Consider the following 23,494-nt stretch of genomic DNA (forward strand, 5'->3'; position numbering starts at 1 on the left):
GCGGGCTCCAGCGCGGCCGCGCCCCGCAGCGCATACTGCCGCACCAGCCGCAGCAGCACGTCGCGATCGATGGGTTTCGGCAGGTGGCCGTCCATGCCGGCCGCGCGACAGGCCTCCACCTGCTCCGGCATGGCCGAGGCCGTCACCGCCACCACCGGAACGCGGCCGCGCGGCGGCGGCAGGGCGCGGATGCGGCGCGTTGCCTCCAGCCCGTCCATCACCGGCATCTGCAGGTCCATCAGCACCAGGTCGAAGGCGGTCTGCTGCACCGCCGCCACCGCGACCGAGCCGTCTTCGACGCAGGTGACGTGGTGGCCGGCGCTGGTCAGCATGGCCCGGGCCACCAGCCGGTTCGCCGGAACATCGTCCACCACCAGGATCTGCAAGGGATTGGGGGAGGGCGGGGGGGGTGCCGCGCGCATGTCCTGGCCGGTCAGGGCGATGGGCAGGGTGGAGGGCAAGGGCAGCTCGACCCAGAAGCGCGCGCCGTGCCCGGGCTCGCTGTCGCAGCCGATCGTGCCGCCCATCAGCTGCGCGAGCTGGGCCGCGATGGAAAGGCCGAGGCCGGTCCCGGTGCCCATCTCGGCGGTGCCGGCGCCCGGCGTCGCCAGCTGCACGAAGTCGCGGAACAGCAGATGCCGCTGCTCCTGCGGCACGCCCGGGCCGGTGTCCTCGACCTCGAGCCGGATGCCCTCGCCCTCGCAGGCGGCCCGCGCGCGCAGCGTCACCTGGCCGCCGGTCGGCGTGAACTTCACCGCGTTGGACAGCAGGTTCAGCACCAGCTGGCGCAGGCGGGTCGGATCCACCATGACGAAGTGCGGCGTCCCCGAGGCGACGTCCAGGATGAAGCGCAGCCCCTTGCGCTGGATCTCCGGCCCCAGCAGCGCCGCGCTGCGCTCCAGCAGCAGGGGCAGCTCGGCCGGCTCCGGGTGCAGCTCCAGCCGGCCGGCCGCGATCTTCGACAGGTCGAGCAGGCCGTTCACCAGCTCGAGCAGATGGCGCGCCGCCTCGTGCAGGGTCCGCAGCTGCTCGCGCTGCTCCGGCACCAGCCGGGGATCGTTGAGCAGCACCTGCGCGAAGCCGAGGATGCCGTTCAGCGGCGTGCGCAGCTCGTGGCTCATCCGCGCCAGGAACTGCGTCTTGGCCTCGCCGGCCGCGGCCGCCTGGTCGCGCGCCACGGCGAGGTCCTCCATGGTGCGCTTCATGGCGGTGATGTCGGTGCGGATGCCGACGGTGCCACCGCCCGGCGTGGCCCGCTCGGTCACCAGCACCCAGCGCCCATCGGGCAGCAGGCGCTCCATGGGGGGGCTGTCGCCCCGGTGCCAGCGGCGCATGTCCTGCAGGAAGGCATCGAGGTCGTCGCCGGCCTGGGGATACTGCCCGCGGAGGAAGCCTTCCCGCATGATGTCGTCGAAATGCGCGCCCGGTTCGATGACCGAGGCGCTGACCCGGTAGAAATCCTTGTAGCGGGCGTTGCAGGCCACCAGCCGGTCGTTGGCGTCCCACATGACGAAGCCGTCGGTCATGCTGTCGAGCGCGTTCTCCAGCATGGCGCGCCAGCGATTGCGCTCGGCCTCCACCTTCTCCCGCTGCCGCATGGCCAGGATCAGCGCCGCCGCCAGGGCGCCCACCAGCGCCGCGAAGGCGATCGAGATAATGAGCGCGCGGAAGCGCTCCTTCTCCCATTCCGCCAGCGCGTCGCTCAGCTTCAGGCTGGCCGAGACGGTGAGGGACGAATAGAGCAGGGGGCGGACCGCGGCGATGACCGGGACGCCCTCGAAGCGGCTCGCGGTCTCCATCAGCACGCCGCTGCTGGCCTCCTGCAACCGCTCCAGCGAGGTCGGCGAGAGCAGGGTGCCGATGCGCGGCTCGTCATGCGGCAGGCTCGCCATCAGCGTGCCGTCATCCCGCTCCAGGGTCAGGCGGAGATTGCTGCCGTCGCCGCCGCTGGCGGCCAGCAGGTTGATCATCACCGGCACCGGCAGCTCCGCCACGGCGAGCAGGGAGCCGAGGTCCGGCAGGCGGATGCGGCGCGCCATGAACAGCGACCACTCGCTGGTCGCCGGGTTGCGGATCGGCCCGGCGATCAGCACGCCGCCGGCCCGCCCGCCCCCCTCGAAGAAGGCGGTGTCGATGGAGAAGGGCAGCGGGCGGCGGCGCGAGACGGGCAGGCCGGTGGCCACCGGCATGCCGTCGGCGCCGATCAGCAGCACGTCGCGGAAGGTGAAGTTCTGGTTGTTCAGCTCGCGCAGGACGCGGTTGGCCAGGTTCGCGTCGAGCCGCCCGCCGCTGGCTAGCGGCGTCAGGATCGACGGTAGGCCGGTCAGCATGGCGTCCACCTGCACCAGGCTGCGGTTCACCGAGGCCTCCACCGAGCGCGCCACCCGCAGCACCGTGTCGGCGGAGGCGGACATCGCCGCCTCGCGCGTGCGGCCGACCAGGAGGGAAGTGGTGAACCATTGTCCCAGCAGCAGTGCCACGGCGGCCAGCAGGATGGCGAGGCGGATGCGCCGGAACTGCTGCATCTCAGTCCTCGCGGACCATGATGCCGTTCGCCGGTCCCAGATACCTGTTCCAGGCGGCCGCGCAGTCGCTGCCGCAGCGATCGACCCAGCGCGGCAGCACGGTGTTCACCAGCAACTGGCGCCGCCGCTCATTGTCCGCCGGCGTCACCGGAACCACCGTCATGCTGCCCTTGCGGCCCGTGCTGCAATCCGGCAGGCCGGCGCTGCAGGCTAGGCCCTCGCCGGTCTCCTTCGCCGCGCCGTCCCAGATGGCCGTCTCGAGTTCCCCGAGGCCCTGGCGCAGGCTGTCGCGCACCGACTGGGGCAGCGCCTTCCAGGCCTCCGCATTGGCGCCGAAGATGGAGACGCCCCAGGTCAGCGCCATGCTGTGCACATGCGTGGTCACATCCTGCAGGCCGATGGTGTTGCCCGAGAGCGTGCCGGTCACGGCGCATTCCACCACGCCGGCCTTCATGGCGGTGACGATGTCGGCGAAGGGAATGACGACGGAGGTGGCGCCGAGCGCCTCGAAGACCTCGGCCTGACCGACCGAGGAGGTGCGGACGCGGCGGCCGGCGAGATCGGCCAGGCCGGAGAAGGCGCGGCTGCACCATGTCACCTGCGCCGGATAGGTGTAGATGGAGAGCAGCTCGATGCCGTAGCGCTCGGCCAGCAGCTCCCTCAGATGCGGACGGTAGAGGCGGATGGTCTCGCGGAGCTTCTCGATATCCGGGTTGAGCGCCGGCAGATCGACGGCGTTGAACTCCGGCTCCTCGCTGGAGACAATGGCGACCAGCGCCGTGCCGAAGCTCACCACGCCGAGGCGCATCAGCGGCAGCATCTCCTCGGCGCGAAAGCCGGCGCGGTCGAAGGGCGCGATCTCCGCGGCGACGCGGCCGCCGGTCAGCTCCGGCACGCGCTTCTGCCAGAAGGGCTGCTCGTAGCGGGTGTATTGCGAGACGCCGGCCAGGCCACCCACGATCTTGAGCTGGATGGGTTCGGTCTGCTGCGCCGCCGAGGGGCCGCCTCCCAGGCCGAGCAACGCCGCCAGGGCAAGGCCAGCGCGCCACCATGCCCCTCGCTCCGCCTTGCGGATCAGCCTTTTCATGCCGCTTTCCTTCCCGCCCGTGCCGGGCGCACAGTCTCAGGGCAGCCGGGCGCGGATCCATTCCTCGGCCTCGGGCGAGAGGCCGCTCCAGCTCGGCGCGGCCACCGGAACGACAAGCAGCGTGCCCTGAAGGTCGGCGCGCCGCATGGCGCCCAACAGGTGCTCGTTCAGGTAGCGGGGCGAGACGGCGGTCTCCACCAGCAGGGAGCCGGGCAGCGTCAGATGAGACTCCGCCAGCTGCCAGACCGCATCCTCCAGCGCCAGGGCTCCGTCGGCCGCCTGGTCATGGGCAACCAGTAGAAGGGGCATGTTAGGACCTCGCGCAGAAGTTTATTCGACTTTAAATGGCCTCCGGCGATTCCGCCAGCATCCAGACCCGGCGAGCCTCGCCCAAACATGCCCGAATCGGAACGAACGATGCAAGGAACCGAGATCGCCAGCCATCGCGGGGGCGCCTTCCTGTGGCCCGAGAACAGCCTGGAAGCCTTCCGCAACACGCTCCTGCTTCCGGTGGACCTGGCCGAGTGCGACGTGCAGCTGAGCGCCGATGGCGTGCCGATGGTGTTCCACGACGCGACGCTGGATCGCATGAGCGAGGCCAGCGGCCCGGTCGCGGGGCAGCCGGCGGCCCGGCTGGAACGCATCCGGTTGCGCGGCGCGGGCGGTGGCTGCATCCCGAGCCTGGCGGCGGTGGCGGCGTTGTTCCGTGGCCGTGACATGCGGTTGCAGGTGGAGCTGAAGACCCCGGCGCGGGGGCAGCAGGCGCCCCTGCTGGAGGGCTCCCTGGCGGTGCTGGAGGCGGCGGGCATCCGCGGCCAGTGCCAGATCATCACCTTCGACGCCGAGCTGGCGGCGGCGGCGGAGGGCGCCGGCGGCCTGGCCGGCGTGGCCTGGCTGTTCGGCCGCGGCCTGCTGCGGCAGATCGGCGCCGGCGGTGTCATCGCCGTCGCCCGCACCCATGGCCTCGGGATGGTGGAGACCGAGATCGAGGCGCTGGATGCCGAGCTGGTCGGCCGCCTGCGCGGTGCCGGACTGCGGCTGGGCGCCTGGGGCGCCAATCACGCCGAAAGCATCCAGAAGGCCCTGGGCCTGGGCCTCGACCTGATGGCCACGGACGATCCGGTGCTGGCCCTGCGCCTGCGGGGGTGAGGCTGCGCGCCGTGGCTCAGGGCGCCGCCAGGACCGCGGCACAGGCAGCGGGCAGCGATGGGACCGCCGGTGGCGGGGCGGCGGGCGGCGCCGGCGGCTGCCGTGCCTCGGACGTGAACCACCAGGCCAGGCTGGCGTCGCAGCCATCTCCGGGCGGCGGCGGCGCCTGATCCCGGCAGCCGGGCTGATCCGCCGGGCAGCGCAGGCGGATATGGATATGGGAATCGTGCCCGCGCCAGGGGCGGATACGCCGCAGCCAGCCGGCGCCGGGATGGGCCTGGCAGAGCGCCTGCTTGATCGCCGGGTGGACAAAGATCCGGTCCACCCCCGGCTGTCCGGCCGCGAGCCTGAGCAGCAGCGCATGCGCGCCGGTGAAGCGGGCCGGATCGACCGCGAGGCCGTCCGGCCGCACGACCGAAGGCACCTCGATCGCCTCCCGGGCCTGGCGGGAGAGGGGTGGGCGCGGGCGCAGATCGAGCCAGACATCGGCATCGAGGCCGATCTGGTGGCTGGCGTGGCCCCAGGGCATCGGGCCGCCGCGCGGCTGGCCGAGATCGCCGATCAGCAGGTCCGGCAGGCCGGCGGCCCGGGCCTGGCCGGCGAGGCCGCGCAGGGCCGCGATCAGATCGGGATGTCCCCAGATCCGGTTGCGGGACAGCCGCACCGCCTGCCAGCCTGAGCCCTCCGGCGGCAGGGCCTCGGCGCCCGCGAGGCAGCCCAGGCCGTGCGCGCCATGGACCGCCACCGGGCCGGAGGCCGGGCCGGGCACCGTGGCCCAGCCGGGGGTTTGGCCCTCTTTGGCCCGGCCCTCTTTGACCTGGGCCGGCACGGCGAGCAGCGAGACGGCGCAGGCCAGGATGCAGGCGAGCGCGCGCCCGCCCATCGCCGAGGCGTCAGCCGGAGAAGCGGAAGGAGCCCGGAACCTGCTGGGGTGCCTCGGCCGGCGCATCGGCGGAGGATTGCTGCGCCTGCTGGGCCTGCTTCACCCGGCTGTCGATCTGCTTCAGCAGGGCCAGGACACCGTTGGCGAAGGCCGGCAGCTGCACCACCGGGATCGCCAGCTGGCCGCAGGGCACCGGCTTCCCGTCCTGGCCGGTCTGCGCCAGGGTCAGGCGGGCGACGCCGTGATGCACGCTGGCCTCCATGATGCCGTCGGCGAAGAGGGCGGAGGTGTCGGTCATGGGCGTCTCCTGGTCTGCGGGCGGGGCCGCCCGACACCGCGGCTCTCGCGCGGGCGCCGGGCGGACATGGGTCGCTCTAGCGGAAAGCGGTGGCCGGGGCCAGCCGGGCGGTGCCGCCGCCCGGCCGGCGCCGGGGCTACTGCTCGCGGAAGGCGCGGTGGAAGCTGTCGAAGACCGGCTGCAGCATGTAGTGGAAGAAGCTGCGGCTGCCGGTCTGGATCTGCGCCTCGACCGGCATGCCGGCCTTCAGCTCGACATTCTCCAGCTTGGTGAGCTGGTCGGCATCGATCAGCACCTGCACGCGGTAATGGCTGGCGCGGGTCCGCTCATCCATCGTCACGTCGCCGGCGACATAGGTGACGTGGCCGTGCAGATAGGGCACCAGCCGCTGCTTGAAGGCGGGCAGGCGGACCTCCGCCTGAAGGCCGGGATAGACCACGTCGATATCGCTCGGCGAGAGCTGCACCTCGGCCACCAGCCGGTCATGCGCCGGCACCAGCTCCATCACCGGCTCGCCGGGGCGGACCACGGCGCCCAGGTTGAAGAACTTGCTGCCGAGGATGGTGCCGTCCTCCGGCGCCACGATCTCGCGCCGGGTGGCGACATCGCGGGCGGCGCGCAGCTTGTCCTCGGCCTCGTTGAGGCGCGTGCGCACCTCGCGCGCCTCGGTCGAGACCTCGGCCAGGCGCTGGTCGCGGGTCTGCCGCATCTGGTTGCGCGCCTCCTCGGCGGAGGCCGCGGCGCGCTCCACCTGGCCGCGCAGATCGACCATGTTGCCCTCGAGGGAGGCGACATTGCGCTGCAGGGCGAGCAGGCGGGGCATGCGCTCCAGCCCCTGCCGGACCAGGGTCTGCACATCCTCCTCCTCGCGCCGGATCAGCGCGAGCTGGCGCTGCTGGCTGGCGATCTGGCCATGGGCGGAGCTGGCGGTCGCCTCGTGCTGGGCGATGCGGGCCTCCAGCACCTGGAGCTGGCTGTTCAGGCTGGTCTGCCGGGCGGCGAACAGCGTCCGCTGGCCGGTCATCACCTCCAGCGCGCGCGGGTCGGTGCTGTCCCGCAGGTCGGCGGGGAAGGCGATCTCGCTGGCGCCGCGCGCCTCGGCGGCGAGGCGAGCCTCCTGCGCCAGCAGCGCCCAGCGCTGCGCCCGCAGCGTCTCCAGCGTGGCGCCGGCCTGCACGTCGTCGAGGCGCATCAGCACCTGGCCGGCTTTCACGCTGTCGCCGTCGCGCGCCAGGATCTCGCGGACGATGCCGCCCTCGAGATGCTGGATGGTGCGGCGATTGCCCTCGCTGCGGATCTGGCCCGGGGCGATCGCCGCCTCGGCCAAAGGCGCCAGGGTGGACCAGGCGGTGAAGCCGCCGACGAAGACCAGCGTCACCACCAGGCCGAAGAGCAGCGTGCCGCGCGTGCGGGGGCGGGGCGCGTCGAGCAGCGGGTCCGGCCGCAGCGGCGGCAGGTTGCCCGGGCGCGGCGCGAGGGCGCCGGGGCCGCCCCCGGCGGGGGGACCGGCGGGGGGAAGGGTCGTGACACTCATGCGGCGCCTCCGGGGGCCAGGCGGGGGGAAGCGGCGGCGGCGGTGACCTCGGCCGGGGCGGCGGGCGGCGCGGCGCGGGGCGTCATGATCCGCTTCAGCACCTCGGCGCGCGGGCCGAAGAGCTCGATGGCGCCGTCCTTCAACAGCATCACCTTGTCCACGCCCTGCACCAGCGCCGGCCGGTGCGAGACCAGGATCACGGTGGTGCCCTGGGCCTTCAGGGCATTGATGGCGCGCTGCAGGGCCGCCTCGGAATCGCCGTCCAGGTTGGAGTTGGGCTCGTCCAGCACCACCAGCTTGGGCCGGCCGAAGAGGGCCCGCGCCAGGCCGATCATCTGCCGCTGGCCGCCGGAGAGATGCTGCCCGCCCTCGCCGATCTCGGTGTCGTAGCCCTGCGGCAGGCGCAGGATCATCTCGTGGCAGCCGGCGAGCTGGGCGGCGGCGAAGACCGCCTCCGGCTCGGCCTCGGCCATGCGGGCGATGTTCTGGAAGACCGTGCCGTCGAACAGCTCGACATCCTGCGGCAGGTAGCCGACATGGCGGCCGAAATCCTCGCGCTTCCAGGTGTAGACATCGGCCCCGTCCATGCGGACCGTGCCGGAATTGGGCGCCAGCGTGCCGATCAGCAGGCGGATCAGCGTCGTCTTGCCGGCGGCGGAGGGGCCGATGATGGCCAGGCTTTCACCGGCATCGAGACCGAAGGAGACGCCCTTGATGATGGCCGCGTTCTGCCCGGGCAGGCCATAGGCGACGCGCTCGGCCTGGATGCGGCCGGAGGGTTCCGGCAGCGCCAGGCCCGGCGGGCGGATGCGCGGCAGGGAGAGGAAGGCGGTGACCCGCTTCAGGGCCTGGCGCGCCTGCACCAGCCCCTTCCAGCCGCCGATCAGCTGCTCCACCGGGGCCAGGGCGCGGCCCATGATGATCGAGCCGGCGATCGAGGCGCCGGCGGTCAGCTGCTGCTGCAGCACCAGATAGGCGCCGACGCCGAGGATGGCGAGCTGCACCGCGAGGCGCAGGAACTTGGTCGTGGAGAGCAGCAGGGCGGCGCGGTCGGCCGCCTTCTCCTGCGGCCCCACCGTCTCGGCCACGCCCTGGCGCCAGCGGTGCATGACGGCGGGCGCCATGCCCATGCTGTCGATCACCTCGGCATTGCGGGCGATGGCGTCGGCGCGGCGCTGGCTTGCCATCATCGACGTGTTCGCCTGCTTCAGCAGGGAGGAGGTGGAATACTCGTTGAACAGGGTGAGCAGGAAGAGCAGCACCGCGCCGCCCAGGGCGATGAAGCCCATCACCGGATGCAGCAGGAAGATGGCGCCGAGATAGATCGGCACCCAGGGCACGTCATAGACCGCCAGCGCGCCGGGCGAGGCCAGCCAGGAACGGCAGAAGCCGAGATCGCGCAGCGCCTCCATGCGGTAGGGGCGGCCACGCAGCTGCGCCTCCAGCGCCCGCTCGAAGCCCTCCGGCGCCACGCGGCTCTCGATCCAGGTCGCGGCGCGCTGCATCACCCGGCTCCGCACCGCCTCCAGCACCGCCAGCAGCAGAAGGGCGGCGACGGCGATGGCGGTGAGGAAGTAGAGCGTGTCCAGGCTGCGGGTGGCCAGCACCCGGTCGAAGACCTGCATCATGTAGATCGACACGGTCAGCTGCAGCAGATTGACCACGCCGCTGAACAGGCCGACCGCCAGGAACTCCTTCCGGCAGGTCTCGATCGCGCGGGTCAGGGGCGTATCGCCCGGCTTCTCTGCACCTGGAAGGCGTGGAGCTCGGAACATCAATACAACCTCTCCGTGCAGTCTCGGCCAGTCAACGCCGCCAACTCCCACCAGGATGCAAACGCCGTTTCGATTCCGGATAGTCTCGTCGGCATGTGCCGCTTGCTCCTTGGCATCGTCCCCGGCACCGCCCTTGGGCGACGGGCCGGCGCGGGAAGGCTTCAGTCATCGGGTAAAAGGGCGTGCCTGGCGCGGCCTTTCCCAGTCACGGTGCTTCTAGCACAGCGGATCAAGGCATTGCACGATGAGTTGTATGACTGCTTGTGCATGTCTTCTCCAGGTGGCACGCGGCTCCGGCGTGGCTCTGAAAGCCCTCTGGTTCGCTCCGGCCGGGAGGGGAAGGGTGGGACAGGCGGCGGACAAGAAACGCTCGGCCGTGCGGAAAAAGAGATACGTCGCGCCGGCCCCTTCATCGGAAGACGAGCTGGCGGCTGAGCAGGAAGTTGCCGGCCATCCCGGCCAGGGCGCCCGCGGCCACGCCCAGCACGGGGTGCGCGGCGGCCGGCGGCCATTGCCCAATCAGCAGCGCGTAGGTGCCGTAGTTCAGGGCGAAGCCGACCAGATTGACCAGCAGGAAGAGCAGCCATTGCCGCTCCGGCCGGTCGCGGGAGGCCCCGCGGAAGGTCCAGATCCGGTTCAGGGCCCAGTTGCCGCTGGCCGCAGCCAGGTAGGAGAGCAGACGGCCGCCATGGAGTCCGGCGCCCAGCCAGAGGGCGGCATAGAGCACCGCGGTGTCGACCAGCACGCCCAGGCTGCCGACCAGGCCGAAGCGCAGCATCTGGCCGGGCAGGGCGCCCGGGCCGCGGGACGCGGAGGCTCGGGTTGCGCCAGGGGACGCATCGGGGGGCGCATCGGGCGGCATAAAGCGGGGCATTAGGCCGCGCCCGCCCCGGCTGCCAAGGGGGGGTGGGGGAGGGGCGGGGCGCGATGGCCTCTTGCGCCGGGAGGTGCACTCGGCTTCCCTCCCCCTCCTGAGAGCAGGCCGACCGCTGCGGGAGATCGACCGAACATGTTCCGACGCCAGATGCTGGGTGGTGCCGCCGGCATCGCCGCCATGGGGGCCGCCACGGCCCTGCCTCGCTTCGCGGTCGCCCAGGGCAGCGCCGCCCGGGTGCTGAAGTTCATCCCCCAGGCCGATCTGGCGGTGGCCGACCCGATCGTGACCACCGCCTATGTCAGCCGCAACCACGGCTACATGGTCTGGGACACGCTCTACGGCTTCGACCAGGACTACAGGCCGCAGCCGCAGATGGTGCAGGGGCATGTGGTCGAGGATGAGGGCCGCCGCGTCACCATGACGCTGCGCGAGGGGCTGAAGTTCCATGACGGCGCGCCGGTGCGGGCGCGCGACTGCGTCGCCTCCATCCAGCGCTGGGCGAAGCGCGACGCGTTGGGCCAGGTCATGATGACGGCGGTGGACGAGCTTTCCGCGCCGGATGACAGGACCATCCTGTGGCGGCTCAAGCGGGCCTTCCCGCTGATGTTCGAGGCGCTGGGCAAGCCGGCCACCCCGGTCTGCTTCATCATGCCCGAACGGCTGGCGCAGACCGATCCCGCCGTGCCGGTGAAGGAGATGATCGGCAGCGGGCCGTTCCGCTACAAGGCCGATGAGCGCGTGCCGGGCGCCCGCATCGTCTATGAGCGCTTCGCTGACTACGTGCCGCGCCCCGAGGGCACGCCGACCTGGACGGCCGGCCCGAAGCGCGTGCATTTCGACCGCGTCGAGTGGAACGTCATGCCGGATGCCGCCACGGCGGCCAATGCCATGCAGAACGGCGAGGCCGACTGGTGGGAGCAGCCGCCGGGCGACCTTCAGGAGCTGCTGCGGCGCAACCGCAACCTGACCATGGAGATCCAGGACCCGACCGGGCTGATGGGCATGGCGCGGTTCAACCATCTGCACCCGCCCTTCGACAATCCGGTGATCCGCCGCGCGCTGCTCGGCGCCGTCAGCCAGGCGGACTACATGACGGCCGTCATCGGCACCGACAAGAGCCTCTGGCGGGAGGGCGTGGGCATCTTCACGCCCGAGACGCCGCTGGCCAACGATGCCGGGATGGAGGCGCTGACCAGCCCGCGCGACTATGACAAGGTCAAGCGCGACCTCGCCGCCGCCGGCTACAAGGGCGAGAAGGTGGTGCTGATCGCCGCCACCGATTTCCCCTCGCTTCACGCCCTGGCCATGGTCGGGCACGACATGCTGCAGAAATGCGGCATGAACGTCGATTTCGTCTCGACCGACTGGGGCACCGTGGTGCAGCGGCGCGCCAGCAAGGAGGCCCCCGAGAAGGGCGGCTGGAGCATGTTCTTCACCTTCTGGGCGGGTGTCGACATGGCCAATCCGGGCGTACAGCAGGCGCTGCGCGGCCACGGCCAGGCGGCCTGGTTCGGCTGGCCCACCGCGCCGCGCCTGGAGGAGCTTCGCAACGCCTGGTTCGAGGCGCCCGACCTCGCCGCGCAGCAGGCGATCGCGCGCGACATCCAGTTGCAGGCCCTGCAGCAGGACGTGCCCTACCTGCCCTGCGGCCAGTACTTCCAGGCCTGGGCCTATCGCCGCAACCTGAGCGGCGTGCTGAAGGGGCTGCCCATGTTCTGGAACGTGCAGCGCGGCTGATCCACGACTTGATCCACGACTGATCCTTGGGAGGGGCCCGGCACCCGTCGGGCCGCTCTTTTTTGCCGCTCCTCACTTGCCCCTGAGGCGCGGGACTGATCCAATCCCCGAAGGAGCGCATGACGGGCCAAGACCAGGCGCCAAGCCTGGCAGCCCATCTTCGGGAGACCATCCAGATGAACCGACACAGCCTTGGTGCTGCTCGTGCGGCGTGCCCGCACATGCCCATCCTCCTTGAACGCCCGCCCGCGACAATCCGCCGTTGAGCGCCGGAGGAACCATGCTCCGCCGCGATCTCCTGGGCGCCGGCCTCGGCCTCTCCGCCGCCGCCCTCGCCCGTCCGGCCCTGGCGCAGGGCGCGGCCAAGGTGCTGCGGGTGATCCCGCAGGCCAATCTCACCAGCCTCGATCCGTTCTGGACCACGGCGGTGGTGACGCTGAACCACGGCTATCTGGTCTATGACACGCTGACGGCGGTGAATTCCCGGACCGAGCCACAACCGCAGATGGCGGAAGGCTGGCTGGTGGAGGATGACGGCCGGCGCTGGACCTTCACCTTGCGCGAAGGCCTGTTCTTCCATGACGGCGAGCCGGTGCGGGCCCGCGACTGCACCGCCTCCATCACCCGCTGGGCCAAGCGCGACCCCTTCGGTCAGGTGCTGTGGCGTGCCGTCGACGCGCTGGAGCCGCTCGACGACCGGCGGCTCGTCTTCCGGCTGAAGGAGCCGTTCCCCTTCCTGGCCCTGGCGCTCGGCAAGAGCCCGTCCCCCGCCTTCATCATGCCCGAGCGGCTGGCGCAGGTGGACGCTTTCACCCAGATCCGCGAGGCCGTCGGCTCCGGCCCCTTCCGCTTCCTGCCGGAGGAATGGAACCCCGGGCAGAGGTCGGTCTGGACACGCTTCGACCGCTATGCCCCGCGCCAGGATGCCCCGGACGGGCTGGCCGGCGCCAAGGTGCCGAAGCTGGACCGCGTCGAATGGACGGTGATCAGCGATCCCGCGACCGCCGCCGGCGCCATGCAGACCGGCGAGCAGGACTACTGGGAGTATCCGCTTCACGACCTGCTGCCTGTGATGCGCGCCAATCGTGACCTCGTCGTCGAGCAGAGGCTGACGGAGGGAACCTACGGCTGCATGCGGCTCAATCACCTGCATCCGCCCTTCGACAAGGTGGAGATCCGGCGCGCCGTCGCCATGGCGGTGGACCAGCGCGACTATCTGCGCGCCGTCGCCGGAGAGGCGCCGGAGGGCTGGGGCGTCTGCCCGGGCGTGTTCACCTGCGGCTCGCCGCTGGAAAGCGAGGCCGGCAGCGAGATCCTGAAGACGCACGATGTGGAGAAGGCGCGCGCCGCGCTGAAGGCGGCGGGCTATGCCGGCGAGAAGGTGGTGCTGGTAGCGCCTGGCGATTATCCGCAGATCAACGCGCTGTCCCTGGTCACCGCCGACCTGCTGCGGCGCCTCGGCATGAATGTGGAACTGGTCTCGGTCGACTGGGGCACGCTCGGCCAGCGCCGCGCCTCGCGCGAGCCGGTGGAGCGGGGCGGCTGGAACGTGTTCCACACCACCTCCTCCGGCAACTCCTTGAACATGCCGCCGATCCACCTGATGCTGCGGGCCAATGGCAAGGATGCATGGTTCGGCTGGCCGGACGACCCGGAGATCGAGCGGCTGCGCGCGGCGTGGCTGCGCGCGCCCGATCCGGCCGAGGCCAGGCGCATCGGGGACGCGCTGAATGCCCAGGCCATGCTCAGCATTCCCTATGTCCCGCTCGGCTTCTACTGGCAGCCTTCGGTCTGGCGGCGCAACGTGCGCGGCGTCAGCCGTTCCCCCTCCACGGTTTTCTGGAACATCGAGAAATCCTAGCGGGGCGGCGGCGGGGGTGGCACGGTATGTGCTGGTGCGCCCCCAGTATCCCCGGCGAGCCGGCCGTGGGCAGGCAACGGGGAAGCGGCCGGTCCGGTCGCATGCTGGGAGATCGATGGGGTGACAATCATGGAACGCAGGTCTTTCCTGAAGCTCGCCGCCGGCGCGGCCGCGGTGACGCCGGCGGCGGGTATCCTGCCGGCGCCGGCCCTGGCGCAGGGCGCGGCGGCGCGCACGCTGCGCTTCGTGCCGCAGGCCAACCTGGCCAACTTCGATCCGATCTGGGGCACCCAGTACGTCGTCCGCAACGCCGGCATGCTGGTCTGGGACACGCTCTACGGGCTCGATGCCAAGCTGGAGCCGCGGCGGCAGATGGTGGAGGCCGAGGAGGTCTCCGCCGATGGCCTCACCTGGACCTTCAAGCTGCGCCAGGGCCTGAAGTTCCATGACGGCGCGCCCGTGCTGGCCAAGGATGCGGTGGCCAGCCTGAACCGCTGGGCGGTGCGCGACCCGATGGGCCAGATGATCCGCGCCATCCAGAACGAACTGGTCGCGGTGGACGACGCGACCTTCCGCTGGTCGCTGAAGAAGCCCTACCCGAAGATGCTGCTGGCCCTGGCGAAGAACAATTCGCCCTGCAGCTTCGTCATGCCGGAACGGATCGCGAAGACCGATCCCTTCCAGCAGATCACGGAGTTCGTCGGCTCGGGCCCGTTCCGCTTCGTGCGCGAGGAATGGGTTCCCGGCGCCAAGGCGGTCTTCGCCAAGTTCGAAGGCTATGTGCCGCGCGATGAGGCACCCGACTGGATGGCGGGCGGCAAGCGGGTGATGGTGGACCGCGTGGAATGGGTGATCATGCCCGACCCGGCGACCGCCGTGGCCGCGCTGCAGAACGGCGAGGTGGACTGGTGGGAGAACCCGATCGCCGACCTGGTGCCCCTGCTCAGGCGCAACCGCAACATCAATGTGGACATCGCCGATCCGCTGGGCAATGTCGGCAGCTTCCGCATGAACCACCTGCACGCGCCCTTCAATGACGTCCGCGCGCGCCGCGCCATCCTGATGGCGCTGAGCCAGGAGGACTACATGCGCGCCCTGGTGGGGGACGAGCAGGAGCTGTGGAAGTCGATGGCCGGCTTCTTCACGCCCGGCACGCCACTCTACACCGAGGCGGGCGGCGACATCCTGAAGGGCAAGCGCGACTATGAGGGCGCGAAGAAGCTGCTGGCCGAGGCCGGCTACAAGGGCGAGCCGATCACCGTCCTGGTGGCGCAGGACCAGCCGATCACCAAGGCCTTCGGCGATGTCACGGCCGATCTGCTGAAGCGGATCGGCATGAACGTCGATTTCGTCGCCACGGACTGGGGCACGGTGGGCAGCCGGCGCGCCATGAAGAACCCGCCGAGCCAGGGCGGCTGGCACATCTTCCACACCTGGCACGCCGGCGCCGACTGCCTCAACCCGGCCGCCTATAGCGCCATCCGCGCCAATGGCGATGGCGCCTGGTTCGGCTGGCCGAAGGACGACCAGGTCGAGGCCTATCGCGACGAATGGTTCGCGGCGGCCGACCTCGCGGCCGAGAAGGCGGCCATCGACAAGCTGAACACCGAAGCCATGAAGTTCGGCCTCTACGCGCCGACGGGCTTCTTCATGTCCTACCAGGCCTGGCGGAAGAACGTGTCCGGTGTCGTCAAGGCACCGATCCCGTTCTTCTGGGGCGTCACCAAGAGCTGATCAGAGAACATGTTCGCCTACATCGTCCGACGTGTCCTGGCGACCATCCCCGTGATGGCGATCGTCGCCCTGTTTGTCTTCAGCCTGCTCTACATCGCCCCCGGCGATCCGGCGGCGGTCATTGCGGGTGACCAGGCCACGCCGGCCGATGTGGAGCGGATCCGCCAGAGCCTCGGCCTCGACCGCCCCTTCCTGGTGCGGTTCGGTGAATGGGTGTTCCGCATCCTGCAGGGCGACCTCGGGGTCTCCATCTTCACCAACCTGCCGGTGACGCGCATGATCGCGCAGCGCATCGAGCCGACGCTGTCGCTGATGGTGGTGACGCTGGTGCTGGCCGTCGTCATCGCCGTGCCGATGGGCGTCGTCGCCGCGTGGAAGCACGGCTCCTGGATCGACCGCCTGGTGATGGCCTTCGCCGTGCTCGGCTTCTCGGTCCCGGTCTTCGTCGTCGGCTATCTGCTGGCCTACTACTTCGCGCTGCAGCTCGACTGGTTCCCGGTGCAGGGTTACACGCCCTTCTCGGAAGGCTTCGGGCCCTGGTTCCGCAACCTGGTCCTGCCTTCGATCGCGCTCGGCGGCGTCTATATCGCCCTGATCGCCCGCATCACGCGCGCCACCATGCTCGAGGTGCTGCAGCAGGACTACATCCGCACCGCGCGCGCCAAGGGCGCGGGGCAGCGCACCATCCTGTTCCTGCACGCGCTGAAGAACGCGGCGGTGCCGATCGTTACCGTCATCGGCATCGGCGTCGCGCTGCTGATCGGCGGGGCGGTGGTGACGGAGAGCGTCTTCGCCATTCCGGGCCTTGGCCGCCTGACGGTGGACGCCATCCTGCGCCGCGACTATCCGGTGATCCAGGGCGTGATCCTGCTGTTCAGCTTCGTCTACGTGCTGGTCAACCTGCTGATCGACCTGAGCTACACTCTCTTCGACCCGAGGATCCGGTATTGAGCACCACCACACAGCCCCCGCAGGGTGTCGCGGCGGCGACCCCCATGCCGGACATCATGGCCGTCCGGAAGCCGCGCAAGGGCTTCCTCGGCTACCTCATGCGTCATCCGACCATCGGCATCGGCGGCTTCCTGCTGCTGCTGATGGTGGCCGTCGCCATCTTCGCGCCCTGGCTCTGGACCAAGGACCCGACGGCGCTGGCGCCGGTGATGCGCACGCGCAACCCCTCGGCGGCGGCCTGGTTCGGTACCGACATGCTGGGCCGCGACGTCTATTCCCGCGTGCTCTACGGCACCCGCGTGTCGCTGATGGTGGGCTTCGGCGTGGCCATCGCCGCCTCGGTGATCGGCCTGTTCATCGGCCTGGTCTCCGGCTTCGTGCGCTGGGCCGACAGCATCATCATGCGGATCATGGACGGGCTGATGTCCATCCCCTCGATCCTGCTGGCCATCGCGCTCATGGCGCTGACCCGCGGCTCGGTGGGCAATGTCATCCTGGCCATCACCATCGCCGAGATCCCGCGCGTCTCGCGCCTGGTGCGCGGCGTGGTGCTCTCGCTGCGCGAGCAGCCCTATGTCGATGCCGCCATTGCCTCCGGCACGCGCACGCCGGTGATCATCTGGCGCCACATCCTGCCCAACACCCTGGCGCCGATGACCGTGCAGGCGACCTATATCTGCGCCAGCGCCATGATCACCGAGGCCATCCTCTCCTTCATCGGCGCCGGGACGCCGCCGATCATCCCCTCCTGGGGGAACATCATGGCCGAGGGCCGCGCCCTGTGGCAGGTGAAGCCCTATATCGTCTTCTTTCCTGCCATCTTCCTGTCCGTCACCGTGCTGGCGGTGAACCTGCTGGGCGATGGCCTGCGGGATTCGCTCGACCCGCGCCTCGCCAAGCGGGTGTAAAGCCATGGCTCTGCTCGAGATCGAGAATCTTCAGACGCATTTCCGCACCCCCGATGGCGGTGTGAACCGCGCGGTGGACGGGCTGAGCTTCCATGTCGAGGCCGGCGAGACCGTCGCCATCGTGGGCGAATCCGGCTGCGGCAAGTCGGTCACCTCGATGTCCATCCTGCGGCTCATCCCCGAGCCGCCGGGCAAGATCGCCGGCCAGATCCGCTTCAACGGCCGCAGCCTGCTCGATCTCTCGGACCGCGAGATGCGCGCCATCCGCGGCAACGAGATCAGCATGATCTTCCAGGAGCCGATGACCTCGCTGAACCCGGTGCTCAGCATCGGCAAGCAGATCGGCGAGGCGCTGCGCCTGCATCAGGGCCTGTCCAAATCGGAGGCCGAGGCCAAGGCGGTGGAGATGCTGACGCTTGTCGGCATTCCGGCGCCGGACAAGCGGGTGAAGGAGTATCCGCACCAGCTCTCCGGCGGCATGCGGCAGCGCGTGATGATCGCCATCGCGCTGGCCTGCAATCCGAAGCTGCTGATCGCCGACGAGCCGACCACCGCGCTCGACGTCACCATCCAGGCGCAGATCCTCGACCTGATGCGCGACCTCAAGCACCGCGTCGGTGCCGCCATCGTGCTGATCACCCATGATCTCGGCGTCGTCGCCGAGGTCGCGGAGCGGGTCATCGTCATGTATGCCGGCCGCAAGGTGGAGGAGGCGCGGGTCGAGGACCTCTTCCGCACGCCGCGCCACCCCTATACCCAGGGCCTGCTCGGCGCCGTGCCGAAGCTCGGCTCCTCGCTGGATGGCGAGACCGAGCGCCTGGCCGAGATTCCCGGCCTGGTGCCCAGCCTCAAGGAGAAGATCCAGGGCTGCGTCTTCGCCGGGCGCTGCCCGAAGGTGACGGAGCTTTGCCGCGAGGTCGCGCCGGCCCTGGAGGAGAAGGCGCCGCGCCATGTCGCGGCCTGCCACTACGCGGAGAAGGAGGCCGTGGCCGCATGAGCATGACCATGGGAACCCACCCGCAGCACGGCGCCCCCCAGCGGGGCGGCCGGCCGCTGCTGGAGGTGAACGACCTCAAGAAGCACTTCCCGATCCGGGCGGGCTTCTTCGGCGGCACCACCGGCCATGTCTATGCCGTGGACGGCGTCAGCTTCAACATCGCCAAGGGCGAGACGCTCTCCCTGGTGGGTGAATCGGGCTGCGGCAAGTCGACCGTCGGCAAGGCGCTGCTGCGCCTGTTCCCGCCGACCGCGGGGCAGGTGGTGCTGGACGGCCAGCGCATCGACGACCTCAGCCAGAGCGCGCTGCGCCCGGTGCGCCGGCGCGTCGGCGTGGTCTTCCAGGACCCGTTCAGCAGCCTCAATCCGCGCATGCGGGTGAAGGACCTGCTGGCCGAGCCGATCCGCAACTTCGGCCTGGCCCGGGACGGCAAGGATCTCGATGAGCGGGTGGCCAGGCTGATGGACACCGTGCGCCTCCCGCGCGACGCGGTGAACCGCTGGCCGCATGAGTTCTCCGGCGGCCAGCGGCAGCGCATCTGCATCGCCCGCGCGCTGGCCGGCGAGCCGGACCTGATCATCTGCGACGAGGCGGTCTCCGCGCTCGACGTCTCGGTCAAGGCGCAGATCGTCAACCTGTTGCAGGACCTGCAGCGAGAGCTCGGCCTGGCCCTGCTCTTCATCAGCCACGACCTCGCCATCGTCGAGCACATGACGCACCGGGTGGCGGTGATGTATCTCGGCAAGATCGTCGAGATCGGCCCGCGGCGCTCGCTCTTCGCCGCGCCGAAGCATCCCTATACCGAGGCGCTGCTCTCCGCCGTGCCGGTGCCGGAGCCCGGGGCCGGGCGGCAGCGCATCGTCCTGAAGGGCGATGTGCCGAGCCCGATCAACCCGCCGAAGGGCTGCCGCTTCCACACGCGCTGCCCTTATGTCTTCGATCGCTGCCGCAGCGACGAGCCGCTCCTGAAGCAGACCGAGGGCGGGCAATGGGCTGCCTGCCACCTGCATGACCTGCCGGAGGCCCGCAATCCGCTGGCCCGGAGCGTCGCCGCCGCGGCCTGACGAGGCTGGTGGGGGGGGAGAAGGGGCCTCGGCCCCTTTTTCTCGGCCAGTACTTGCAAACGCTTCGCATTTGCGCCAGAACGGACGCAGTTTGCCCGCAAGCCCCCGCTTGACGGGCCGTGCATGCTTGGATGACCCTCCTATCCCAAGGACGCCGTGCTGCGCGGCGCCATTGCGGACGGGGAGAGGCGGCATGCCGAATGTCACGCTGACGGTGAACGGCAAGACCCATGCGGTGGAGGTGGAGGGACGGACCCTCCTGGTCGAGGTGCTGCGCGAGAAGCTGCGGCTGACCGGCACCCATGTCGGCTGCGACACCAGCCAGTGCGGGGCCTGCGTGGTGCATATCGGCGGGGACAGCGTGAAGTCCTGCACCATCCTGGCGGTTCAGGCCGACGGCGCCGAGGTCACGACCATCGAGGGCCTGGCGGCGGCGGACGGGACGCTGCATCCGATGCAGGAGGCCTTCCGCGAGCACCACGCGCTGCAATGCGGCTTCTGCACCCCGGGCATGGTGATGAGCGCCATCGACCTGGTGAAGAAGCATCCCGATGGCCTGTCCGAGCAGGAGATCCGCGAGGGGCTGGAGGGCAATATCTGCCGCTGCACCGGCTACCACAATATCGTCAAGGCGATCGCCGCCGCCGCGGATGTGATGCAGGGCCGTGCCACCGAGGTGGCGCGCGCCGCCGAGTAGCTCCTGGCCACGACCGGGCATCATAAGCCCGGCGCGGTGCGAGACGGCGCCGAGGAAAGCGCCTGGGAGGGCGCGAGGGAGAGCAAGGTCCATGAACGTCACCAAGCCCGTCGGCGCGGCCTTCGAGGGCATCGGCGCCAGTGTCCGTCGCAAGGAGGATCTGCGCTTCCTCCGTGGGCGCGGCCGCTATACCGACGATCTCAGCCGCCCCGGGCAGTTGCAGGCCTGGATCCTGCGCAGCCCGCACGCGCATGCGCGCATCCTCTCCATCGACACCGCGGCCGCGGCGGCCATGCCGGGGGTCCAGGCGGTCCTGACCGCGAAGGAGGCGGAGGCCGACGGTCTCGGCGGCGTGCCCTGCGGCTGGCAGGTGACCGGCAAGGGCGGGCAGGTGATGGCCGAGCCCATGCACCCGGTGCTGGCCAGCGGCAAGGTGCGGCATGTCGGCGACCCGGTGGCGATGGTCGTCGCGGAGACCAAGGCCCAGGCGCGCGATGCCGCCGAGGCGATCCTGGTCGAGTATGCGCCGCTGCCCGCGCTGCCGGACATGGCCGCCGCCCTCGCGCCGGGGGCCGTGGCGCTGCATGACGAGGCGCCGGGCAATCTCTGCTTCGACTGGGAGATCGGCGACAAGGCCGCGACGGACGCCGCCTTCGCCGGAGCGCACAAGGTGGTCCGCTTCGAGACCACGAACAACCGCCTCGTCCCCAACGCCATGGAGCCGCGCGCGGCGCTCGGCGAGTACGATCCGAACGCGGATGAGTACACGCTCACCACCACCAGCCAGAACCCGCATGTCATCCGGCTGTTGATGGGCGCCTTCGTGCTCAAGGTGCCGGAGGCCAAGCTGCGCGTGGTGGCGCCCGATGTCGGCGGCGGCTTCGGCAGCAAGATCTATCATTACGCCGAGGAGGCGCTGGTCACCTGGGCGGCGCGGCGCGTCGGCCGGCCGGTCAAATGGACCTGCGAGCGCAGCGAGAGCTTCCTCTCCGACGCGCATGGCCGCGACCATGTGACCCGGGCGGAGCTGGCGCTCGACGCGGAGGGGCGCTTCCTCGGCCTGCGCGTCGAGACCCTGGCCAATATGGGTGCCTATCTCTCGACCTTCGCCCCCGCCATCCCGACCTACCTCTCCGCGACGCTGCTGGCCGGCTGCTACACCACGCCGGCGATCCACGGGCAGGTGAAGGCGGTCTTCACCTCCACCGTGCCGGTGGACGCCTATCGCGGCGCCGGCCGGCCGGAGACGACCTACCTGCTCGAGCGGCTGGTCGATGTGGCGGCGCGGGAGACCGGCATCGACCGCATCGAGATCCGCCGGCGGAACTTCATCCATCCCGACCAGTTCCCCTACCAGACGCCGGTCGCGCTGCAATACGACAGCGGCGATTACGAGACGACGCTGCGCCTCGCCCTGGAGGCCGCCGACCATGCCGGTTTCGAGCAGCGCCGCGCCGAGGCGAAGGCGCGCGGGAAGCTGCGCGGCATCGGCATCTCCACCTATCTGGAGGCCTGCGGCATCGCGCCTTCGAAGCTGGTCGGCCAACTCGGCGCCCGGGCGGGGCTCTACGAGGTGGCGAATATCCGCGTGCACCCGACCGGCAGCATCTCGGTCTTCACCGGGACGCACAGCCACGGCCAGGGCCACGAGACCACCTTCGCCCAGCTCGTCGCCGAGCAGCTCGGCGTGCCGCTCGGCTCGGTCGAGATCGTGCACGGCGACACCGGCAAGATCCCCTTCGGCATGGGCACCTACGGCTCGCGCTCCCTGGCCGTCGGCGGCGCCGCCATGGTCAAAGCGATGGACAAGATCATCGCCAAGGGCCGCAGGATCGCGGCGCATCTCCTGGAGGCCTCGGTCGAGGACATCGAGTTCGGCGTGGACGAGGCGGGCGGCCGGTTCCGCGTCGCCGGCACGGACCGGACGAAGTCGCTGGCCGAGATCAGCATGGCCGCCTACGTGCCGCACGACTACCCGATCGAGGAGCTGGAGCCCGGGCTGGAGGAGACCGCCTTCTACGACCCCAAGAACTTCACCTATCCTGGCGGCTGCCATGTCTGCGAGGTGGAGATCGACCCCGAGACGGGCGAGACGCAGGTGGTCAACTTCACCGCCTGCGACGATGTCGGCCGCGTCATCAACCCGATGATCGTCGAGGGGCAGATCCAGGGTGGCCTCGCCCAGGGCATCGGCCAGGCCTTGCTGGAGGGCACGGTGTATGACAGCGAGGGCCAGCTGCTGACCGCCAGCCTCAACGACTACGCCATGCCGCGCGCCACCCAGGTGCCGAGCTTCGGCGTCTCCACCGCCGTCACCCTGTGCACCCACAATCCGCTCGGCGTGAAGGGCTGCGGCGAGGTGGGCGCCATAGGCTCGCCGCCCGCCGTCATCAACGCCGTGGTCGACGCGCTGCGCGAGCTGGGCGTGACGCATGTCGAGATGCCGGCGACACCGTTGAAGATCTGGTCCATCATCCAGGGCAAGGGCGGCGCCCTGTCCGCCGCCACCGCGTAAGGGAGCCTGTCGCGATGTACGATTTCGCCTACCACAAGCCGTCCAGCATCGCGGATGCGGTGAAGCTGCTCACCGACGATCCCGACGCCAAGCCGGTGTCCGGCGGCATGACGCTGCTGCCCGCGCTGAAGCACCGGCTGAACCAGCCGACCGCCCTGGTCGATCTCTCCGGCATCGCCGAGCTGCGCGACGTGCGGCGCGAGGGCGACGCGCTGGTCATCGGCGCGATGGTCCGGCATTACGAAGTGGCGACCGACCCGCAGATCATGGCCGCCATCCCGGCGCTGGCCCGCATGGCCTCGACCATCGGCGACACGCAGGTGCGCAACCGCGGCACGATCGGCGGCAGCATCGCCAACAACGACCCCGCGGCGGACTATCCGGCGGCGGCGCTGGCGCTCGGCGCCACCATCGTCACCGACCGCCGCTCGATCCCGGCCGACGACTTCTTCCTGGGCATGTTCACCACCGCCCTGGAGCCGGGCGAGCTGGTGACGGCCATCTCCTTCCCGATCCCCGAGAAGGCGGGCTATGCCAAGCTGCGCAACCCGGCCAGCCGCTATTCCATGACCGGCGTCTTCGTGGCGCGGGGGCCGAAGGGGGTGGGCGTCGGCGTCAACGGGGCCGGCCCCTGCGCCTTCCGGCAGGCGGAGATGGAGGCGGCGCTCGCCGCCAACTGGTCCGTCGAGGCGGTGGCCGGCGTGAAGCAGGCGCCGGACGACCTCAACAGCGACATTCATGGCAGCGCCGAGTACCGCGCCAACCTGGTCACGGTGATGGCCAAGCGCGCGGTGGCCGACGCCGGCTGAGACCTGTCGCGGGGCGGGCCCCCCCCCCCGCGCCCCCCCCCCCCCCCCGCTGCCGGCGGGACGGTTCAGCCAGGCTGTGAAGCAACCTTCGGC

General features: G+C 70.6%; 19 protein-coding genes. 11 read left to right on the forward strand and 8 right to left on the reverse strand.

Annotation, left to right across the window (positions count from 1 at the left end; genetic code table 11):
- The 3 genes from ACVMLK_RS13045 to ACVMLK_RS13055 all read right to left on the reverse strand — a co-directional run.
- Positions 1-2,525: ATP-binding protein (locus ACVMLK_RS13045; RefSeq protein WP_457486626.1), on the reverse strand; the 2,525-nt coding region annotated here is incomplete at its 3' end.
- A 1-nt stretch (position 2,526) separates the two neighbouring features.
- Complete coding sequence (locus tag ACVMLK_RS13050) at positions 2,527-3,612, reverse strand: TRAP transporter substrate-binding protein (protein ID WP_457486627.1); 1,086 nt, start codon at positions 3,610-3,612, stop codon at positions 2,527-2,529.
- Positions 3,613-3,648: 36 nt separating this feature from the next.
- Positions 3,649-3,921, reverse strand: coding sequence for a hypothetical protein (locus ACVMLK_RS13055; protein WP_198364744.1), 273 nt, complete (start codon positions 3,919-3,921; stop codon positions 3,649-3,651).
- A 108-nt stretch (positions 3,922-4,029) separates the two neighbouring features.
- On the opposite strand from ACVMLK_RS13055, the gene ACVMLK_RS13060 reads away from it, so the two are divergent.
- Positions 4,030-4,761 carry a glycerophosphodiester phosphodiesterase gene (locus ACVMLK_RS13060; RefSeq protein WP_457486628.1) on the forward strand — a complete coding sequence of 244 codons (732 nt, stop codon included), beginning with the start codon at positions 4,030-4,032 and terminating at the stop codon, positions 4,759-4,761.
- 16 nt (positions 4,762-4,777) lie between these two features.
- On the opposite strand, the gene mepA is transcribed toward ACVMLK_RS13060, so the two are convergent.
- The 5 genes from mepA to ACVMLK_RS13085 form a co-directional block, all read right to left on the reverse strand.
- Entirely contained in the window at positions 4,778-5,644 is an 867-nt protein-coding gene (gene mepA / locus ACVMLK_RS13065) for a penicillin-insensitive murein endopeptidase (RefSeq protein WP_457486629.1), read from the reverse strand.
- 10 nt (positions 5,645-5,654) lie between these two features.
- Entirely contained in the window at positions 5,655-5,942 is a 288-nt protein-coding gene (locus tag ACVMLK_RS13070) for a hypothetical protein (protein ID WP_198364747.1), read from the reverse strand.
- A gap of 136 nt (positions 5,943-6,078) precedes the next feature.
- On the reverse strand, positions 6,079-7,476 hold the full coding sequence (locus ACVMLK_RS13075; RefSeq protein WP_198364748.1) for an HlyD family type I secretion periplasmic adaptor subunit: 1,398 nt from the start codon (positions 7,474-7,476) through the stop codon (positions 6,079-6,081).
- Positions 7,473-9,251 (reverse strand): type I secretion system permease/ATPase, encoded by a 1,779-nt coding sequence (locus ACVMLK_RS13080; RefSeq protein ID WP_457486630.1) that lies wholly within the window; start codon positions 9,249-9,251, stop codon positions 7,473-7,475. Before ACVMLK_RS13080 ends, ACVMLK_RS13075 begins: the two co-directional genes overlap by 4 nt.
- A gap of 409 nt (positions 9,252-9,660) precedes the next feature.
- Entirely contained in the window at positions 9,661-10,029 is a 369-nt protein-coding gene (locus ACVMLK_RS13085; RefSeq protein WP_457486631.1) for a GtrA family protein, read from the reverse strand.
- Positions 10,030-10,260: 231 nt separating this feature from the next.
- Between ACVMLK_RS13085 and ACVMLK_RS13090 the strand changes: the two genes are divergently transcribed.
- The 10 genes from ACVMLK_RS13090 to ACVMLK_RS13135 all read left to right on the forward strand — a co-directional run bounded on the left by ACVMLK_RS13090 (position 10,261) and on the right by ACVMLK_RS13135 (position 23,401).
- Positions 10,261-11,865, forward strand: a complete 1,605-nt coding sequence (locus tag ACVMLK_RS13090) for an ABC transporter substrate-binding protein (RefSeq protein WP_457486632.1) — start codon at positions 10,261-10,263, stop codon at positions 11,863-11,865.
- 280 nt (positions 11,866-12,145) lie between these two features.
- The gene (locus tag ACVMLK_RS13095) at positions 12,146-13,726 is read left to right on the forward strand and encodes an ABC transporter substrate-binding protein (protein ID WP_457486633.1); all 1,581 of its coding nucleotides are present in this window, start codon (positions 12,146-12,148) and stop codon (positions 13,724-13,726) included.
- Between the two features lie 129 nt (positions 13,727-13,855).
- Positions 13,856-15,460, forward strand: coding sequence for an ABC transporter substrate-binding protein (locus ACVMLK_RS13100; protein ID WP_457486634.1), 1,605 nt, complete (start codon positions 13,856-13,858; stop codon positions 15,458-15,460).
- Positions 15,461-15,469: 9 nt separating this feature from the next.
- Positions 15,470-16,411: an ABC transporter permease gene (locus ACVMLK_RS13105; RefSeq protein ID WP_198364754.1), complete on the forward strand. Its 942-nt coding sequence runs from the start codon at positions 15,470-15,472 to the stop codon at positions 16,409-16,411.
- Positions 16,408-17,319, forward strand: coding sequence for an ABC transporter permease (locus tag ACVMLK_RS13110; RefSeq protein ID WP_422924363.1), 912 nt, complete (start codon positions 16,408-16,410; stop codon positions 17,317-17,319). The genes ACVMLK_RS13105 and ACVMLK_RS13110 overlap by 4 nt, the downstream gene beginning before the upstream one ends.
- A gap of 4 nt (positions 17,320-17,323) precedes the next feature.
- Positions 17,324-18,316: an ABC transporter ATP-binding protein gene (locus tag ACVMLK_RS13115; RefSeq protein ID WP_457486635.1), complete on the forward strand. Its 993-nt coding sequence runs from the start codon at positions 17,324-17,326 to the stop codon at positions 18,314-18,316.
- Positions 18,313-19,380, forward strand: a complete 1,068-nt coding sequence (locus tag ACVMLK_RS13120; RefSeq protein ID WP_198364756.1) for an ABC transporter ATP-binding protein — start codon at positions 18,313-18,315, stop codon at positions 19,378-19,380. Before ACVMLK_RS13115 ends, ACVMLK_RS13120 begins: the two co-directional genes overlap by 4 nt.
- Positions 19,381-19,573: 193 nt before the next feature.
- Complete coding sequence (locus ACVMLK_RS13125; RefSeq protein ID WP_198364757.1) at positions 19,574-20,077, forward strand: (2Fe-2S)-binding protein; 504 nt, start codon at positions 19,574-19,576, stop codon at positions 20,075-20,077.
- A 91-nt stretch (positions 20,078-20,168) separates the two neighbouring features.
- Positions 20,169-22,592, forward strand: coding sequence for a xanthine dehydrogenase family protein molybdopterin-binding subunit (locus ACVMLK_RS13130; protein WP_422924360.1), 2,424 nt, complete (start codon positions 20,169-20,171; stop codon positions 22,590-22,592).
- A 14-nt stretch (positions 22,593-22,606) separates the two neighbouring features.
- Positions 22,607-23,401, forward strand: a complete 795-nt coding sequence (locus ACVMLK_RS13135) for an FAD binding domain-containing protein (protein ID WP_198364759.1) — start codon at positions 22,607-22,609, stop codon at positions 23,399-23,401.
- Positions 23,402-23,494: the final 93 nt, after the last annotated feature.

This window comes from Teichococcus aerofrigidensis (assembly GCF_054073225.1).

Bases quoted from the DNA above. Each gene is read 5' to 3' on its own strand.
- ACVMLK_RS13050 (WP_457486627.1), bottom strand. From the start codon at position 3,612: ATGAAAAGGCTGATCCGCAAGGCGGAGCGAGGGGCATGGTGGCGCGCT.
- ACVMLK_RS13055 (WP_198364744.1), bottom strand. From the start codon at position 3,921: ATGCCCCTTCTACTGGTTGCCCATGACCAGGCGGCCGACGGAGCCCTG.
- ACVMLK_RS13060 (WP_457486628.1), top strand. From the start codon at position 4,030: ATGCAAGGAACCGAGATCGCCAGCCATCGCGGGGGCGCCTTCCTGTGG.
- mepA (WP_457486629.1), bottom strand. From the start codon at position 5,644: ATGGGCGGGCGCGCGCTCGCCTGCATCCTGGCCTGCGCCGTCTCGCTG.
- ACVMLK_RS13070 (WP_198364747.1), bottom strand. From the start codon at position 5,942: ATGACCGACACCTCCGCCCTCTTCGCCGACGGCATCATGGAGGCCAGC.
- ACVMLK_RS13075 (WP_198364748.1), bottom strand. From the start codon at position 7,476: ATGAGTGTCACGACCCTTCCCCCCGCCGGTCCCCCCGCCGGGGGCGGC.
- ACVMLK_RS13080 (WP_457486630.1), bottom strand. From the start codon at position 9,251: ATGTTCCGAGCTCCACGCCTTCCAGGTGCAGAGAAGCCGGGCGATACG.
- ACVMLK_RS13085 (WP_457486631.1), bottom strand. From the start codon at position 10,029: ATGCTGCGCTTCGGCCTGGTCGGCAGCCTGGGCGTGCTGGTCGACACC.
- ACVMLK_RS13090 (WP_457486632.1), top strand. From the start codon at position 10,261: ATGTTCCGACGCCAGATGCTGGGTGGTGCCGCCGGCATCGCCGCCATG.
- ACVMLK_RS13095 (WP_457486633.1), top strand. From the start codon at position 12,146: ATGCTCCGCCGCGATCTCCTGGGCGCCGGCCTCGGCCTCTCCGCCGCC.
- ACVMLK_RS13100 (WP_457486634.1), top strand. From the start codon at position 13,856: ATGGAACGCAGGTCTTTCCTGAAGCTCGCCGCCGGCGCGGCCGCGGTG.
- ACVMLK_RS13105 (WP_198364754.1), top strand. From the start codon at position 15,470: ATGTTCGCCTACATCGTCCGACGTGTCCTGGCGACCATCCCCGTGATG.
- ACVMLK_RS13115 (WP_457486635.1), top strand. From the start codon at position 17,324: ATGGCTCTGCTCGAGATCGAGAATCTTCAGACGCATTTCCGCACCCCC.
- ACVMLK_RS13120 (WP_198364756.1), top strand. From the start codon at position 18,313: ATGAGCATGACCATGGGAACCCACCCGCAGCACGGCGCCCCCCAGCGG.
- ACVMLK_RS13125 (WP_198364757.1), top strand. From the start codon at position 19,574: ATGCCGAATGTCACGCTGACGGTGAACGGCAAGACCCATGCGGTGGAG.
- ACVMLK_RS13130 (WP_422924360.1), top strand. From the start codon at position 20,169: ATGAACGTCACCAAGCCCGTCGGCGCGGCCTTCGAGGGCATCGGCGCC.
- ACVMLK_RS13135 (WP_198364759.1), top strand. From the start codon at position 22,607: ATGTACGATTTCGCCTACCACAAGCCGTCCAGCATCGCGGATGCGGTG.